Below are 16,473 nucleotides of genomic sequence, written 5' to 3'. Positions count from 1 at the left end.
GGGGGGTTCTGGGCAGCCTGACGTTTGCACATTTTCTTCCGGGCCGCAGTCTGGCCGATTGTGCTATCACCTCTGGCGTGGGGGTTCTGGGTAGCCTGACGTTGCATACTTTCTTCCGTGCCGCAGCCGGGCCGATTGTGCCATCAACTCTGACGTGGGGGTTCTGGGTAGCTGACGTTTGCATTTTTTTCTTCCAGTGCAGCAGCCGGACAGATTGTGCCACAAGCCCCAGCGCGGGGTTCTGGTGCCTGTATGATTGCAACCGCGCACGCTCCCACCCGTTCATAAACGGCCTGGGCCTACTCATTCTTGAATCTTTGTCCGGCACCGTATGTAAGAACGGGGCCGTCCCGGAAAATTCCATTTGCGATTGTTAACCCCCGCCCAAATGAGATTTTCAAAAATAAAAAGAACCTTCGAATCCACTTCATTGCGGATTCGAAGGTTCTTTTGCTTGCTCACGCTCAACGCTTATTCAAATAAGTGCTGCTCGAGCTCGGCCGGTACGGCAATGTCATCGTTCGGCTTGGAATCATTCAGAATGGCGCGCGCTTGGTCGATCTCCTCGCGCAGCTTCCGCACTTGTTCCATCGGTTTCTTTACATAATGAATATATTCGACCGCCAGATGATGATCCGGTTTCTTGCCCGAGAACATGCGCCGAAAAGAAGACATCGATTGGTACGCCCGTTCTTCTTTCAATCTTTTCCTCTCATAGCGTTCGACCACTTGCTCGATTTCCGCAACTTGCTGCTCCCTGCGGGCAATATACGCTTCCAGAAACGGGAATATTTCGGCAGCTTTTCTTGTTTTACTTTGAGGCGTTCCGTCCGATTGCATTGCACTTAACATGACATGTCACCTATCTCCCCATGTTAACATTCATCACAGTAATCTTATTTTACACTAAAACAATAAAAATGAGAACTATTATTTCAGCTCCAAATCGATTCCCACGATACCGACAGGGGTTCCATGCGCGTCAAGTACAGCTTTGGACAGCGTAAGGCATGGTTTTTTGGTAATGGCCGACACGTACTCTTCAGATATGAACAGCTCGCCTTCCATAGCCCGTTTCCACCACTCCCGGCCTTTGGCATTTGCCAAGCCCGCTTCCGGCAAGGAGTAGATGAAGGTGCCATCCGCGCGATTCGACCAAATCGCCTCGATCCCTTCCGTTTTTCGCAAAACGGCGCTCAACTGCGAAGCATGCGTCCCTTCATCCAGCGACACGATGTCAGGCATCAGAACAATGGAGCCGAGCACCCGCTTCATCTCATTGACATTCGCATGAACCGCCGCTTCGCGCTTCCGGAGATTGACCGCCTGAATGGCGGTAATTAATTCTGCCGAGGAGCGCCCCAGATTTTGCTTCATATTTTGCAGCATCGCTACTTCCTTGCGCTGCTTTTTCATTTGTTCCAGCGTGTCCTCTACGCTTGTCATGGTCTCGTTCATCAAGTCGACGACATGGCCGAGCGATGACGCCGCACCTGCAACTAACGACGATTGCTGTTCCGTAGCGCTCGTTGTGCCCGACACGAGGCCGTTCACGTGGAGAACCAGTGAAAAAATCTCATCGATTTTTTCCTTCATCACTTTCATTTCTAAAATTCCGTGCTCGACGGATTTTTTCTCCTCTGCTACAGCCGCAACGACTTGAGAAACGCCGCTTTCAATGGATGTGAGGATTTCGGAAGAGCGGGTGACCGCATCATGGCTCTGCGCAGCCAGCTTTTTAATCTCCTGCGCCACGACGGAAAAACCGCGCCCCTGTTCGCCCGCCCGTGCCGCTTCGATAGAAGCGTTCAAGGCCAGGAGCGAAGTCTGGGCCACAACCTCGGCAATAAATATGTTGATTTCCTCGATCTTGGACGTATGTACGGTAAGATCCTGTATTTTCTTTTGCATGATATCGGTATTTTTGTGCAAATCATTCATAACTTCGTCGGTTGCATTCAACGATCTGCATACGTCAACGACCGTATTTTTCGTCTGCTCGCTTTCGCGGTGCATATGAACGGAGGAGTCCAATATTTGATCGGCCGCTGCAGCTACCTGCTGCATGGATGCAAACGCTCCCTGCAATCGCCCGACCGCCTGGCTGCTCCGCGCTTTGAGCTCTTCCTCGCCTTGAATGGAAGCATCGGCGATTCGGTTCAGCTGCCCGACGGAACGGCTCACTTCTTCGACCGCGCCCGCCAAACGGTCCGCCACTACTTGCGACTCCCGGATAAACGCGATCATTTGTTCTTCCTGCTGCAGCTGCTCCGCACGATGTCCGGAAGATCTCGAAAAATTCGGGCGCCGAAGCGTTAAATAAACCCCCAAAAACAAAAAAACAGCCAGCGTGGCGGCAATCAGCAACCGGGACGGCCACATGACTGACAATAAGCTGACTGCAATCCCGAGCAGAATGAATCCGTAGAGCAAGCTTGTGCTTTTCGCATCTTCTTTCATAGGTAATTGGCACCCCTCCCAAAAAGGAACTTATGTTATTTTTTGTTACATTATATCGAAAAAAGCAGAGGTTGAAAAGAAAAATAAAAAGAGAGACAAGATTGCCCCTCTTTCGGTTATGTTGTTTATTTCGTTATTGATTTTGGCTTTGGTTTTGAGTTTGAGTGTTCGCCTGCTGCTGCGACTGTTTGTTAGGTACTGCAGCTTCGGAGGCAAATTCCACTTCTTGTGCCGGTTTTTTATTGTTGTTCTTAGCCATGTCCATCACCTCCCCTATATAAATAGTGTTTCCCAAGCAGGAGTAATTATGATGGAAAAATTTACGGCTCGCTTCTGGGGTCTAAAGCGCCTTGCTCGGCGCCAAAATCTCATCCTTCAGCTGGTTCCAAATCATCTCGGTCACTTTGCCCGTTCCGTTTTTCACGATATAAACTTTAACGGTTTTCTTGCCCCATTCTTTGTAAACCTGATCTTTCGTGTCGAAATACAAGTCGATTTTTTTGCCCTTGATGGCGCTGCCGATATCCGCTACGACTCCATATCCGTAACCGGGTATGAACAAAACGGTTCCCAGCGGGAATACCGTCGGATCGGCGGCGATCGTAGACAAAGCTTTGTCATCGCGCTTTACTTTAATTCCCGAGTACGTAATTCCGTATTCCGGGTGATCCGGGTTTTTGCCTGTCGATTCCTTGCCTGCGAAATACCCCGTGGCCACAACTTCCACCGCCTTCAGTTTAGACAAGTCAGAGTCCAGTTTAGGCGCATATTTGAAGTTTGCCTGCTGCTCCCTGGATACGGGAATCGCCGCAGGCGCGGTTTGCAGCGGAGCTTCTTCCAGCTTCATCGGTATATAAGTGGCGGCGTCCGCCGCGCCATAGCTTGGAATTGAACGGACGGCCTGCCCGTTTGAGCCGGAATCGGTGTAAGTGTCCGCCGACGCCGATTGAACCTGCCGCTGCGGCTGGGCAACTTGGGCGTCATCGTGTCCGAAAAATGCAAACAGCATATTAACGAGCAAAAGCAAACTGAACCATTTGGACTGGCTCAACATTTCAGTCAACATAATTTTCGATACCTCCCCCTACTATAGCAGGTTGTCCAACTCCTCCCCGCTTTATACCTGCGAAGGGTCCGGACTCACTGTTAAGGTTTCCTGATTATGCCGACTTATGCATATAAAAAACAAAAAAACAGGAGAGCCTGGGGCTCCCCTGTCAAAAACCGTTTTTTATTTTTTGCTGCGAATCTCTTCGCTGATCATTTCAATAACCTGCGCGACCGGATGCGTGCCCAGATCGCCTTGCCCCCGCTTGCGGACGGACAAGCTTTCGCCGGTCACTTCATTTTCGCCCACAACGAGCATGTAAGGGATTTTTTCCAATTGGGCTTCCCTGATTTTATATCCGAGCTTCTCGTTGCGGTTATCGGCTTCGACGCGGATGCCGGCGCGCAGCAGGCGCTCAGTGACCTGATTGGAATAAGCCTCGTAGTTCGGCGAAACCGGAATCACTTTCGCTTGTACCGGCATGAGCCATGTCGGCAGCGCTCCGGCGAAATTTTCCAGCAAAAATGCGGTCATCCGCTCCATGGTGCTGATAATGCCTCGATGAATAACGACAGGTCGGTGCTTTTGGCCATCCTCGCCGATATACTCCAGCTGGAAGCGCTCAGGCAGCAGGAAATCCAGCTGCGCCGTGGAAAGCGTCTCTTCTTTCTTGAGCGCCGTCTTGATCTGAACGTCGAGCTTCGGACCGTAGAAGGCCGCTTCGCCTTCGGCTTCGAAGAACGGCAGGCCAAGCTCCTCTACCACCTCGCGCAGCATCCGCTGCGAAGTTTCCCACATTTCATCATCCGGGAAATATTTCTCCGTATCCTTCGGATCGCGGTAAGACAGGCGGAAGCGGTAATCGGTGATGCCGAAATCCTCGTACACTTCGCGGATCAGGTTGACGACTCTCGCGAATTCCTCTTTGATTTGATCCGGACGGCAGAAAATGTGCGCATCGTTCAAAGTCATCGCGCGGACGCGGTGCAGCCCTGTCAAGGCGCCGGACATTTCGTAGCGGTGCATCGTTCCAAGCTCGGCGATCCTTACAGGCAGGTCGCGGTAGCTGCGCATGTCGCTTTTGTACACCATCATATGATGCGGGCAGTTCATCGGACGAAGCACGAGCTCCTCGTTGTCCATAATCATTTTCGGGAACATATCTTCATGGTAGTGCTCCCAATGGCCGGAAGTTTTGTACAGCTCTACGTTGGCAAGCACCGGTGTGTAGACGTGGCTGTAACCCAGACGTTCTTCCAAATCGACAATGTATCTCTCCATCGTCCGGCGAAGCTTCGCGCCATTCGGCAGCCAAAGCGGCAGCCCTTGGCCAACCTCGCGGGAGAAAGCGAACATTTTCAGCTCTTTGCCGAGCTTGCGGTGATCCCGTTTCTTCGCTTCTTCCAGCAGGTGAAGGTGCTCGTCAAGCTGTGCTTTTTTCGGGAACGCCGTTCCGTAAATGCGCTGCAGCATTTTATTCTTGGCGTCTCCGCGCCAGTAGGCTCCCGCGACGCTGAGCAGCTTGAACGCCTTGATTCTTCCGGTAGAAGGCAGATGCGGTCCCCGGCAAAGATCGAAAAATTCGCCTTGATCATAAATCGTAATGACAGCTTCCTCAGGAAGATCGCGAATCAATTCCAGCTTCAGCGGATCTTCCGGCTCCGAGAAAATGCGAACCGCTTCTTCGCGGCTTACGACTCTGCGGGTAATCGGCAGATTCTCCTGCACGATGCGCTCCATTTCCTTTTCGATCTTGACGAGATCTTCCGGGTTCAGCGGCGATTCCAGATCGATGTCGTAATAAAAACCGTCCTCGATAACAGGCCCGATGCCCAGTTTGACCGCTTTTTGCCCATAAATGCGTTTAATCGCCTGAGCCATCAGATGGGCCGTGCTATGACGGTATATTTCCAGTCCGTCTTCGCTGTCGAGCGTCAAAATTTCCACATCCGCATCATGCTCCAAAGCAAACGAAAGGTCAACCGGCTTGCCGTTCACTTTGCCGCCGATCGCGTTTTTCTTGAGTCCGGTCGAAATCGACTCCGCCACCTGTTCAATTGTTGTGCCGACTGCATACTCTCTGATCGCCCCATCAGGCAATTTCACTTGTACAACCATGTCCTGCATCCTCCTGTAACATCGTTATGAACGCAAAAAAGCACTCATCCCAAAAGGGACGAGTGCGTTCAGCTCGTGGTTCCACCCTAGTTCGATTCGCCTGCATCCGATGGATGTATAGCGAACCCTCATCAGCATCCGGTAACGGGGATGACGCGGTGCGGTTTACTGTTAGCCTGTTAAAAAGCCAAGTTCCACAGCACGGCTTCAAAGGGGTAAACTTGCAGATTCACTGAAGGAGCTTGCAGCCGGGTCTCCTCTCTCTGAACAGCTCATGCAACAAATTCGTATCTTTGATCTTAACGCCTTCGCATCTATTATAGTTGGCTCAGCGCCCGAGGTCAAGGGTAAAGCTGATCCTGTTGGCGGTCGCCCAGGCGGGAATGACACAGACGGCAGTATGAGCACACGCTCGTTCTGTCTTCAAATATTTGCATGATCGTCTTAATGATCGGAACTTCCGGTTCCCGGGTGTGGATGTAAATGGTGGCGGGAGACACGGAAATCAGGGTGCTGACAATCATATCTTCGAAATTAATGTCTTTTTCCAGCACTTCAATCTTGAAAGTCGCATCCACTTCATTCGTATCGATTGGCTCAAACCGCTCGTTCAATATAGCAAATTCGTGCCCGCCTTTATGAATCAGATGAGCCGCGGGTATTTTGGCTTCCTGAATATATACGAAATACTGGAGCAGAGAAATAAACTCCTGGTACTGTCGGTCCATCATAAATTCATCGACTGCATACTCGATAATTTCCCGCAATTCGCCCAAATACTCCTGCAGCCGGAACCGAAGAAAGCCTTCCAATACAAACTCGTGCCGCTCTTCCAAATACTGAATAAGCAGCTGCACCAATATTTGCTTGCGACGGGCAGTCCCCACTCCAAGGGTGGAACGCGCAGACTCGGCAAAATCGCTCTTGCCGTCCAATAACTGGTTGCAGTATCCCGCAACGAGATCCATATCTTCCTTGGCTTCGAATTTAAACTCCTTGCTCATCAATTCGCGGAGAATGGACGGTTCTTTGACCGTAATAATATGATCCGCCAGCACGCCGGCAAGCCCTTCCGTCAGTTTGCTTTGCAAGGACGCCGGATCCTCTTTTTTCAAATCCGCTTCCCCATAAATGTATGCATATTTTCCATGCAGCGTATATTTTACTTGAAGCATATGTAAAAGCCTCAGCTCGTTCTCGATCTGTGAACTTAGCTTACTGACATAAGATTCATCCGCATTCATAACAGCAATTGCAAACAGCTCCATGACCCCACTCTCCTTTCCATCTGTACATCCTGATAAAAGTATATGGTCGATCAGAATTAGATATACAACGAACAATTTGCCAGCTGATGTTAGCAAGTATTGTCGAATTTTCAAGGAAAGTTATTCCAATTGGCGAGTTATTCGTGGTATGATACAGATGCTTAGTTCCTAAGTAGGATATTCAGTGGAGTGAAATGCCGATGGAAGCGAACGCGTATAGCCAAGACAGGAAAAAATGGAACCGCAAACTGATCAACATTTACTGGGGAGTTATCATAGCGCTCATTCCTGTAGAATTCCTCCACCTCCTCTATGGGCAAGCCAGTGACCACGATGTGCTCAAACATATCGCCATTCCGACGCTGGTCATGATTCTCGTCATGCTTATATTGGAAATCGCCCACAAATTCGCCGATCAGCTTTTGGATTATTGTGTTATCAGCGGCGGCGCGATAATTGTTTTTATCGTCATTTATGTAAATCCTGACGTGAAAAGCGTGATACTCAGCCTGCTGCTGCCGATTCTCATAGCGATTTTTTATTTCCAGCGATCACGAATTATATTTTCCATAGCACTGACGGGCATTTCAATTTTCATCCTTTATCTGAATCGATTGAGCCATTTTGCGGGCTACATGCCCCAGGACCTCGTCTCCATGATCCCGATTGTCGGATTTGCCTCCTTCATTGCCCTCGGCATTATGAGGCACGGCGTCGAGCTGCTGGACAACCTGAGAGAAACTACAGAGTCGAAGCAAGAGCTCATGATCAAAAATATATTGATGGACAAGCTCTCAAAAACGGATGCCTTGACCGATCTATACAATCACATTTCGTTTCATGAATATTTGGAAAAGCTTATCGAGCAAAGTGAATGCGGGTATTTATTCATCCATGTGGCCGTGCTCGACATTGATAATTTCAAAAAAATCAACGACACCTACGGGCATAGAGCCGGTGACGCCGTACTGAAAAAAGTAGGCGCCGTATTGAAAGAGCGGGTGGGACTCAACGATTTTGCAGCCAGGTATGGCGGCGAAGAATTTGCGATTATTTTCACGGAAAAAAGCATTTCAGAGGTATTCGAGATCCTTGAGCATATCCGCTGGCACGTTTCGCAAACGAAGTACGAGGAATGCAACGGCCACGCGGTAACGATCAGCATAGGTCTCAGCCAGTATCTAAAAGGAAGCAGCAAAGAACAGCTTTTCACCGGCGCAGACCAGGCTTTGTACAAAGCCAAAAAAACCGGCAAAAACAAAACCGTCATCTATACCCCTGCGTTTGAGGAGGCTAATTGACTTGACAGCGGCGCAACCCGTGCCTCCCTTACTCGGGTTGCGCGGCGTGAAGTAGGCCATGCCTCTCCTTCACAGGTTGCGGCGTTGAATGGAACTCGTCTCTCCTACACGGGTTGTGGCGCTGAATGGAACTCGTCTCTCCTATACAGGTTGCAGTACTGAATGGGACCCGTATCTCCTATACAGGTTGCAGTGCTGAAGTGATGGGGGCAAGGCGGCTTGGAAGGGAAAATACCTGCAAAAGTGCAGGTTTTTTTCGTAAACGTGGTCCATTTTGGCGAAAAGCCTGCAATTGTGCAGGTATTTTCGATGAAAATGAACCAGAGCCCCTATTCGCGGCAAAAAGCCTGCACAATTGCAGGAATTTTTCGTGGCCAGCGTATCCATCGAGCAAAAAACTGTACTTTTGCAGGTTTTTTCGCGCAACTAGGCAGAGTTTGTGACTAGCTCTGGCTTGTGGGCGGCCTCCCACCTTGCTCATAAAAACTCAAACCCGCCATGCGTTTGCCGCAAGGCGGGTTTTGATTCCGGCTAATTTCCAAAGAGATTAGGTCGAATCTTTTTAAATACATCAGGAGGAGCTAGACTCTTATTTGATGCATATGCAGCTTTGCTCCAGTTTTCTTCATGATCTTTATGCCACACATAAGTTCCCACATCGCCGCTATACACCCATACGTTATCATATTGATCCCACGCAAAAAGAGCCGTATCCCGCCTTCTAAATTTCTCCAACGACGTAAAAACTAAAATGTCGCCTACTCTATTAAAAATGTGCGATCATTCGGTAGATTAGATCCATTCTTCTAACATAAATCCACACACAATTCTATCTCCAATCATATACTAATCTATCAACTGGTAAGGAGGTGGACAAACAATGTCCGAAATTGCAATGAGAAATAAATGCAAAAAATATGTGAACCGAACCGTTCAAATCACAACCATTCATGGAACGTACAGAGGCAAAATTGTGAAAGTCGACGGCTCCAGAGTATATCTCAAAGTTGTACCGAACCGTAAAGATGGAAAAGCACACATCTCCTTTTTTCCGTTTATTTTGCCTTTGGTTTTGTTTGACTTGCTTGCTATTGTTTTGTTGGACACCTGCAGGATTTTCTAATCTTTCGCCCCATTTACTGGGGTTTTGTTTTTATTGTTGGAGCTTCTCCAATGCATCAATACTTTAATCGACATTATCATGGTAAACACAGTAATACTTAGAAAAATAAAAATTCCAAGAAAGAAAATTGCATAGCCACCGAGGTCATTAGGGGCCTCTCCTTCACAAGCGCAGGCGAAAGACGGTACGGAGTACGCTAAAATCAAGGAGCATCCAAACACGATAGCGAATGCAGCCCAAGCTGTTCTTTTTAGCTTCATTTGTCATCTCCCTTAACGGTTGTCTATCGTTTTCTCATAAAAAATAAGTTCTAAACCATTAAACATAGCCCTGCTTGTTTCTTTGAATCCAAATTTTTCATAGAGTTTTAGAGCAGGCAATTGTTTGGCCGTCGTGTCCAAATGCAGTTTTTTATATCCCAGCCTGACGGCACTAGCTTCAAGACTTTCGTAAATCAACCGCCCGCAACCCTTCCCTTGAAAATCCGGACGTACCCTCATTCTTTTTATTTCAGCAGAGGTATCCGACGTTTTTCTGAACGCTCCCATTGCAACGACCCTTTCGTCAACAACCCCGACTAAAAACTCACCGCGATTTTGAAGATAAACGCTTTCTATATCATGTAAATCATCATCCCAATTTCCATTTCCCAGATTTGTACCTGTCTGATTTAAACCTAGATTGTGAAGTTCCCTCACAGCATCATGATCCGATGAATTGTATGTTCTGATATACATTGCGCACCCCCGAATTATTGCTCATCACGGTTTGTAATTCATTGTACCATTCATTTATCGCTGTTGTAACTCATTCCCCCCATTGGAGAAACATGGCCCTGGATGGTCAGTTTAAGGCCAAAATTGCCCTCTTGCTGCTCCTGCACGACAAAAAAACGCTTATCCAAATATTTATCCTTCCAGCGGATTCATATTAGATAAGCGCTATAATTATGCTGCTATTGCCTAGTTCTGCATTACAAAATCCCGATCCACCTTCGCGTTCTCGTCGTTGAATACGCGCAGAGTCTCGTATTTTGTGTTGCGCTGTGCGGGGATTTTGCCCGCTTCGCGGATGATTTGCAGCGTCGAGCCGATGTTGACTTTGTGCGTGGTGCCCGCGGCAGATACGACGTTTTCTTCGATCATTGTGCTGCCGAAGTCGTTGCAGCCGTAGCTGAGCGTCAGTTTGCCGATTTCCGGTCCCATCGTAACCCAGGAGGACTGGAAATTCGGGATGTTATCGAGCATGATCCGGCTGATCGCGAGCGTCTTGAGGTACTCCTCGGGCGACGCTTTTTCGACCTTCATGTTCGTATTGTCGGGCTGGAACGTCCACGGAATAAACGCCAGGAAGCCCGGCGTATTCAGTTTTTGCAGCAGCACATCGTCCTGTGCGTCCCGGATGCGGAGCAAGTGCAGCGCGCGCTCCTCCATCGACTCTCCGAAACCGATCACCATCGTGCCGGTCGTGTGCATGCCGAGCTTATGCGCCGTTTGCATCACGTTCATCCAATCGCGCCAGGAGCCTTTCAATTTGCTGATTTTGCGTCTTGTCCGGTCATCCAAAATTTCCGCGCCTCCGCCCGGAAGCGAGTCCAATCCGGCTTCATGCAGCTGGCGTACGACTTCTTCGAGGGACAGTCCGTCCGACACGTCCTGCATTTTCATAATTTCCGCCGGAGAAAAAGAGTGCATCGTAATGTTAAAACGCTTCTTGATTTCCCGCAGCAAATTCGTGTAATAGCTGAACGGAAGGTTCGGGTTCGTCCCTCCCTGCATGAGGATTTCCGTTCCTTCTACATCAAGGGTCTCCTGAATTTTTTGGAAAATCGTCTCATCCGGCAGCACATAGCCTTCCTCCGAGCCTGGAGGCCGGTAAAAAGCGCAAAATCTGCAATAAACGTCGCAGATGTTCGTATAGTTGATGTTGCGTCCGATGACGAAAGTCGTAATCGGCTCCGGGTGCCATTTTTGCATAATTTGATTGGCGGTGTGGCCCATTTTTTCTATTTGGTCGGATTCGAACAGCGTGATGCATTCCTCTACATCAATCCGTCCGCCAGCCGAAGCTTTATGTAAGATGCGATCAATCGGTTTCACGTCTACTCACTCCTCTTTTTCAAGCGCTTGTATATGCTTATCGTAACATATTTTCCGCCGTACCGTCACGGCTATTTGTGCCAATACCTAAAACTTACAGACGGGAGTCCGTCCAAAAAAAACCAAACAGCAACGCGCCGTGTACACTTCGCGTTGCTGCATATGCACCTAGTCCCGGAGCGCCTGCTCCAGATCCGCAATTATGTCCTCGATATCTTCAAGCCCTACGGAGTAGCGGATGAGACCGTCGGTGATGCCGCGCTGCAGCCGCACTTCTTTGGGCATGGCAGCGTGGGACATCATAGCCGGATAAGAGAGGATGCTTTCTACGGCGCCCAAGCTCACCGCAACGAGCGGAATCCGGACTTTGCTAAGCAATTTCTTCGCTTTTTCACCGGAGCCTACGTCAAAAGAAACGACAGCGCCATAGCCGGAGGACTGCTTCTCGTGAATGTCTCTCCGCGGATGGTTCGGCAGCCCGGGGTAGTACACAAAATCGATATCCGACTGCTCGGACAGCCATTCGGCAAGTCTGCGCGCGCTTTTCTCGGATGCTTCCATACGCGCCTGCAGCGTCTTCATTCCGCGAATAAGCAGCCAGGAATCCTGAATGCCGAGCACGTTGCCCATGCCGTTCTGGATCTGCTTCATCCTGCCCCCCAGGCTGTCATTCGCCACGACGGCCAATCCGGCCAAGACATCGCTGTGACCGCCGAGAAATTTCGTCGCACTGTGCAGCACGATGTCAATGCCCAGCTCTATAGGGCGCTGGTGGTATGGAGTCATGAACGTGTTGTCGAGCATAGTCAGAAGTCCGTGCTCTTTGGACCACGCGGCGACTTCGCCGAAGTCGGTAATTTTGAGCGTCGGATTGGACGGCGTTTCGATGAACACGGCTTTGGTGTTCGGACGCAGCGCGGCCCGCACCTGATCCATATCGGTCATATCGACGAACGTCGATTCGACGCCCATGCGATTCATAATCGTCGTCAGCAGACGGTAAGTGCCGCCGTACACGTCCTCCGTACAGATGACGTGATCGCCGCTGGACAGCAGCATGAAAGCCGATGAAATCGCCGCCATGCCGGAAGCGAACGCAAAGCCGCGTACACCGCCTTCCAGAAGCGCGATGTAATCTTCCAAAGCTTGGCGGGTCGGGTTGCCGGAACGCGTATAGTCATACTCCGGCGAAACTTCGAGATCCGCCTGATGAAAAGTCGATGCCTGGTACAGCGGCACGCTGGACGCCCCTGTCGTTTCGTCGATTTCCGCGCCGAAATGGATCAACCGGGTCGCAAATTTGCCGTGCGGCTTGCGGTTTTCTTTATCGTGAGCGCTCATCGGGCGGCGCCTCCCTCCAGCTCCGCTTGCGCAAGGTCCAGCGCGCGCGCCAGGTCGGCAATCAGGTCATCGACGTGCTCGATGCCCACGGAGAACCGCAGCAGGCGGTCGTCGACGCCTACTTGCTGGCGGATTTCCAGCGGAATATCCGCATGGGTTTGCACGGCCGGGTACGTCATCAGCGATTCGACGCCGCCAAGGCTTTCCGCGAAGGCGATCAGCCGGATGTGGCGCAAAACCGGCTCGATCAGGCGTGCGTCCTTCACTTTAAAGGAGAAGATGCCGGTGTTGCCGCTCGACTGCCTGTTTTGGATCGCGTAGCCCGGATGGGACTCAAACGCCGGGTAGAACACTTCATCGACGAGCGGATGTTCCTGCAGGAACTTGGCGATCGCCGTCGCATTGAACTCATGGCGCTCCATGCGCAGCGCGAGCGTCTTCATGCCTCGCATGAGCAGCCAGCTGTCCTGCGGGCCGAGCACCGCGCCGATGGAGTTGTGCAGAAAAGCCATCTGCTCGGAAAGCTCTTTGCCTTTCGTGACGATCAGTCCGGCGAGCACGTCGTTGTGACCGCCCAGGTACTTCGTCGCGCTGTGAATGACAATGTCCGCGCCAAGCTCGATCGGCCGCTGCAGAAATGGCGTCAAAAGCGTGTTGTCGACGATAGACACGATGCCCTTTTTACGGGCCCAGGTACATACAAGCTCAATATCGGTAATCATCATCAGCGGATTGGTAGGCGTCTCGATCACAATGCCTTTCGTATTCGGCCGGCAAGCGGCTTCCAAACCGTCCAAATCATTCGTATCCACGTAGCTGGCCGTCACGCCGAAGCGGCTCATGATCTTTTCCAGCAAGCGGTACGTTCCGCCGTACAGATCCAGCGATACGATCAGATGATCACCCTGGCTGAAGTAGGCGAAGATCGTTTGCAGCGCAGCCATGCCCGATGAGCAGGCAAAGCCTGCGTCACCGGATTCCAGTTCGGCGATCGCGTCTTCGAGCACTTTGCGGGTCGGGCTTTTGGTACGCGCGTAGTCAAAACCAGTGCTTTGTCCGAGCTTCGGATGGCGGAACGCGGTAGCTTGATAGACCGGGAAGCTGACCGCTCCGGTTGCGGGCTCGTTTTGTGAACCGATTTGAGCAAGACGACTTTCGATTTTCATTAAACCTGTACCTGCCTTTCTGATTTTACGACATTCAAGTCATATGGCGTTTGCTGGTAAACGTAATAGTTCAGCCAATTGGAGAAAAGCAGGTTCGCATGCGCTCTCCACGTATTGTAAGGCTGTCTGGCCGGATCGTCGTTCGGGTAGTAATTGCGCGGAATGGCAATGTCCAAACCTTTGCTCACATCGCGGTCGTATTCCCATTTGAGCGTGCAAGCGTCATACTCCGAATGGCCGGTTACGAAAATGTGCTTCCCGTCTTTCGTCGCGGTAATGTACACGCCCGCCTCTTCGGACGAGGACAAAATTTCCAGCTCCGGACATCGCTCGGCATCCTCTTTGCGAAATTCGGTATGGCGGGATTGCGGCGCGTAGAACACTTCGTCAAAGCCGCGCAGCAGCTTCGTATTCGGCACCCCGATCGTATGCGGGAATACGCCGAACAATTTGTTTTCCAGGGAGTACTTGGGAACGCCGTAATAGTAGTAAAGCCCTGCCTGCGCAGCCCAGCATATATATAGTGTCGAAGTGACGTTCTCTTTGCTCCAATCCATAATCTGCGTCAGTTCTTCCCAGTAATTGACTTCTTCGAAGTCCATCTGCTCGACCGGCGCTCCGGTAATGATCATGCCGTCGAGCTTTTCGTCCTTGATGTCGTCAAACGTTTTGTAAAATTGCTCCAGATGCTCGACGGACGTATTTTTGGAGGTGTGCGTTTTGGGGTGCAGCAGCACAAATTCCACCTGAAGGGGCGTGTTGCCGATCAAACGCAGCAGCTGCGTTTCGGTCGTTTCTTTCATTGGCATCAAATTAAGCAAGGCAATTTTCAGCGGGCGTATGTCCTGGTGGTACGCCACGGTTTCGTCCATGGTGAAAATGTTCTCTTGGTTTAAAATTTCTTTGGCCGGCAGGTTGTCGGGAATCTTGATCGGCATACTGTTCACTCCTTTTTTTAACATCTGCATGGTGAAAATAAAAATGGCCTTCTCCGCGACGAGAAAGGCCATACAAGTTCATTGTCAATGTCCTCTCTCATCTCTCAGAATTCGCGTATCCGCGTTCCGCAAGAATTAGCACCGTGCATCCCTTTGAAAACAAAGGTTTGTCGGTTGCCGGGTATCATCGGGCCAGTCCCTCCACCTACTCTTGATAAGAAAAGCAACTATTCAGTTGTCTTTAATCATACTATAATTTTCGCTTATGTCAAGGATTCTGTTTGCATGGACTTGTTAAAACCGGCAAAATTGGCAATGTCCAACACCCGACAAGCCCTTGATCCATACATTATTCTAGAAGCCGAAAGGCATATGAAAAATCGAACTTTTTGGCTTGAAACGCCCATAATGAAGGGTTATACTAGACAAGTATTCGAACAAGAACCGACAAAGGGGGGAGTACGCGTGGACGGAGACCCGAGGAGTAGAAGCTGCACGGAATATACACAATTTCATATGGCAGGAATGCAGCCGGTGCTTCGTTCAACCGTAGCCTCTTAACCATACGGAGTCTGCTTTGGCACGGCTGCTTCCATTCGAAGGGGTGGAATCAGATGAAAACACGATGGGTACAAGACGGCGTATTTACTTTGATTGAGGATGTGACCGTCGCGCTAACACCTCCGGAGAGCGGCTTTTATTGGATAGATGCAGGTGTGGAAGATCTGGAGATTTTACAACCTTTGTTTCATCTGCACGATTTGGCCGTGGAGGACTGCTTAAGCGAGGAAGAACAGCGTCCCAAGATTGAATTTTATGACTCGTACTATTTTATCGTTATTAACAGCATCCGGTTTGACGACGAAGAAATTTTTCTGCGCGCGCTTAATATTTTCCTCGGCAAACATGTCATTATTACCGTCACCAAGCAAAAGATCAACGAACTCCGCGCCTTGAAGCCGTTTCTTTGGGAAGAAGAAGTGAACGGCGCCGACCGTTTCCTCTATCATCTGGTCGATCTTGTCGTCGATAATTACGTCGCTGTCGGCGATCGTATCGAGGCCAAGATTGAAAAGCTGGAAGAAGACATTCTCATGGCAACCAAGAAGTCGCATTTGAATGAAATTATCGGACTTCGCTCGGAAATTTTGTGGCTGAAAAAGGTGCTGGTCCCTCAACGCGACGTGATCGGTACGCTGAATAAAAAAGATCTCAGGCTGATTGACCATCAGCTGCAAAAATATTTCGGCGATATTTACGAAAATGCCGTAAAAATCGTAGATACGTTCGATACGCTCCGCGATCTGATGGGCAACTTGCGAGAAGCTTACCAGTCCAGCGTAGCGAACCGGGCGAATGAAATCATGCGCGTGTTTACCGCGCTGACCACGATCTTCATGCCGCTCACGTTCATTACCGGCGTGTTCGGGATGAACTTCGAAAGCATGCCCGGGCTGCACATCCCGTACGGCGGCGAAATTATTCTCGCGTTCATGGCAGCGCTTGGCGTCGGCATGTATGTGCTGTTCCGCAAAAAAGACTGGCTGTAAGCGCTGCTGGGCTCGTTGGTCCGGCACACCGCAACAATTGAACCTCCAATCCGCCGACGCG

Annotated in this window: 16 protein-coding genes and 1 riboswitch; of the genes, 4 read left to right on the top strand and 12 right to left on the bottom strand. The window is 50.2% G+C overall.

Annotation, left to right across the window (positions count from 1 at the left end; genetic code table 11):
- Nucleotides 1–471 precede the first annotated feature (471 nt).
- The 6 genes from AC0LWT_RS37505 to ytxC all read right to left on the bottom strand — a co-directional run bounded on the left by AC0LWT_RS37505 (nucleotide 472) and on the right by ytxC (nucleotide 6,894).
- Complete coding sequence (locus AC0LWT_RS37505; protein WP_474686952.1) at nucleotides 472–852, bottom strand: hypothetical protein; 381 nt, start codon at nucleotides 850–852, stop codon at nucleotides 472–474.
- 78 nt (nucleotides 853–930) lie between these two features.
- Nucleotides 931–2,460, bottom strand: coding sequence for a methyl-accepting chemotaxis protein (locus tag AC0LWT_RS37500; RefSeq protein WP_474686950.1), 1,530 nt, complete (start codon nucleotides 2,458–2,460; stop codon nucleotides 931–933).
- A 133-nt stretch (nucleotides 2,461–2,593) separates the two neighbouring features.
- Nucleotides 2,594–2,719, bottom strand: coding sequence for a hypothetical protein (locus AC0LWT_RS37495; protein WP_474686949.1), 126 nt, complete (start codon nucleotides 2,717–2,719; stop codon nucleotides 2,594–2,596).
- Between the two features lie 81 nt (nucleotides 2,720–2,800).
- Nucleotides 2,801–3,526, bottom strand: a complete 726-nt coding sequence (locus AC0LWT_RS37490; RefSeq protein WP_474686947.1) for a 3D domain-containing protein — start codon at nucleotides 3,524–3,526, stop codon at nucleotides 2,801–2,803.
- 165 nt (nucleotides 3,527–3,691) lie between these two features.
- Complete coding sequence (thrS, locus tag AC0LWT_RS37485; RefSeq protein WP_474686946.1) at nucleotides 3,692–5,626, bottom strand: threonine--tRNA ligase; 1,935 nt, start codon at nucleotides 5,624–5,626, stop codon at nucleotides 3,692–3,694.
- 341 nt (nucleotides 5,627–5,967) lie between these two features.
- Nucleotides 5,968–6,894 carry a sporulation protein YtxC gene (gene ytxC, locus AC0LWT_RS37480; protein ID WP_474686944.1) on the bottom strand — a complete coding sequence of 309 codons (927 nt, stop codon included), beginning with the start codon at nucleotides 6,892–6,894 and terminating at the stop codon, nucleotides 5,968–5,970.
- Between the two features lie 200 nt (nucleotides 6,895–7,094).
- Between ytxC and AC0LWT_RS37475 the strand changes: the two genes are divergently transcribed.
- The 3 genes from AC0LWT_RS37475 (at nucleotide 7,095) to AC0LWT_RS37465 (ending at nucleotide 9,318) form a co-directional block, all read left to right on the top strand.
- Nucleotides 7,095–8,195 carry a GGDEF domain-containing protein gene (locus AC0LWT_RS37475; protein ID WP_474686942.1) on the top strand — a complete coding sequence of 367 codons (1,101 nt, stop codon included), beginning with the start codon at nucleotides 7,095–7,097 and terminating at the stop codon, nucleotides 8,193–8,195.
- A 219-nt stretch (nucleotides 8,196–8,414) separates the two neighbouring features.
- Nucleotides 8,415–8,642, top strand: coding sequence for a hypothetical protein (locus AC0LWT_RS37470; protein WP_474686941.1), 228 nt, complete (start codon nucleotides 8,415–8,417; stop codon nucleotides 8,640–8,642).
- 433 nt (nucleotides 8,643–9,075) lie between these two features.
- Nucleotides 9,076–9,318: a hypothetical protein gene (locus AC0LWT_RS37465; protein ID WP_474686940.1), complete on the top strand. Its 243-nt coding sequence runs from the start codon at nucleotides 9,076–9,078 to the stop codon at nucleotides 9,316–9,318.
- On the opposite strand, the gene AC0LWT_RS37460 is transcribed toward AC0LWT_RS37465, so the two are convergent.
- The 6 genes from AC0LWT_RS37460 to metA all read right to left on the bottom strand — a co-directional run bounded on the left by AC0LWT_RS37460 (nucleotide 9,315) and on the right by metA (nucleotide 14,862).
- Nucleotides 9,315–9,578, bottom strand: a complete 264-nt coding sequence (locus AC0LWT_RS37460; RefSeq protein ID WP_474686938.1) for a hypothetical protein — start codon at nucleotides 9,576–9,578, stop codon at nucleotides 9,315–9,317. The two genes, AC0LWT_RS37465 and AC0LWT_RS37460, sit on opposite strands and share 4 nt — an antisense overlap.
- Before the next feature lie 12 nt (nucleotides 9,579–9,590).
- Entirely contained in the window at nucleotides 9,591–10,055 is a 465-nt protein-coding gene (locus AC0LWT_RS37455; RefSeq protein WP_474686937.1) for a GNAT family N-acetyltransferase, read from the bottom strand.
- A 225-nt stretch (nucleotides 10,056–10,280) separates the two neighbouring features.
- Nucleotides 10,281–11,417, bottom strand: a complete 1,137-nt coding sequence (gene mqnC / locus AC0LWT_RS37450) for a cyclic dehypoxanthinyl futalosine synthase (RefSeq protein WP_474686935.1) — start codon at nucleotides 11,415–11,417, stop codon at nucleotides 10,281–10,283.
- A 168-nt stretch (nucleotides 11,418–11,585) separates the two neighbouring features.
- On the bottom strand, nucleotides 11,586–12,758 hold the full coding sequence (locus AC0LWT_RS37445; RefSeq protein WP_474686933.1) for a trans-sulfuration enzyme family protein: 1,173 nt from the start codon (nucleotides 12,756–12,758) through the stop codon (nucleotides 11,586–11,588).
- Nucleotides 12,755–13,924, bottom strand: a complete 1,170-nt coding sequence (locus AC0LWT_RS37440) for an aminotransferase class I/II-fold pyridoxal phosphate-dependent enzyme (RefSeq protein WP_474686931.1) — start codon at nucleotides 13,922–13,924, stop codon at nucleotides 12,755–12,757. Before AC0LWT_RS37440 ends, AC0LWT_RS37445 begins: the two co-directional genes overlap by 4 nt.
- Nucleotides 13,924–14,862, bottom strand: a complete 939-nt coding sequence (metA, locus tag AC0LWT_RS37435; protein WP_474686929.1) for a homoserine O-acetyltransferase MetA — start codon at nucleotides 14,860–14,862, stop codon at nucleotides 13,924–13,926. Before metA ends, AC0LWT_RS37440 begins: the two co-directional genes overlap by 1 nt.
- Before the next feature lie 94 nt (nucleotides 14,863–14,956).
- A riboswitch (SAM riboswitch) is annotated at nucleotides 14,957–15,083 on the bottom strand.
- A gap of 393 nt (nucleotides 15,084–15,476) precedes the next feature.
- Here metA and corA point away from each other — a divergent pair.
- Nucleotides 15,477–16,412 carry a magnesium/cobalt transporter CorA gene (gene corA, locus AC0LWT_RS37430; RefSeq protein WP_474686928.1) on the top strand — a complete coding sequence of 312 codons (936 nt, stop codon included), beginning with the start codon at nucleotides 15,477–15,479 and terminating at the stop codon, nucleotides 16,410–16,412.
- Nucleotides 16,413–16,473 lie beyond the last annotated feature (61 nt).

It is taken from the genome of Paenibacillus sp. sgz302164, assembly GCF_056120505.1.
Note: the sequence above shows the minus strand (reverse complement) of the source record. Positions and strands in the feature narration are given on the sequence as shown.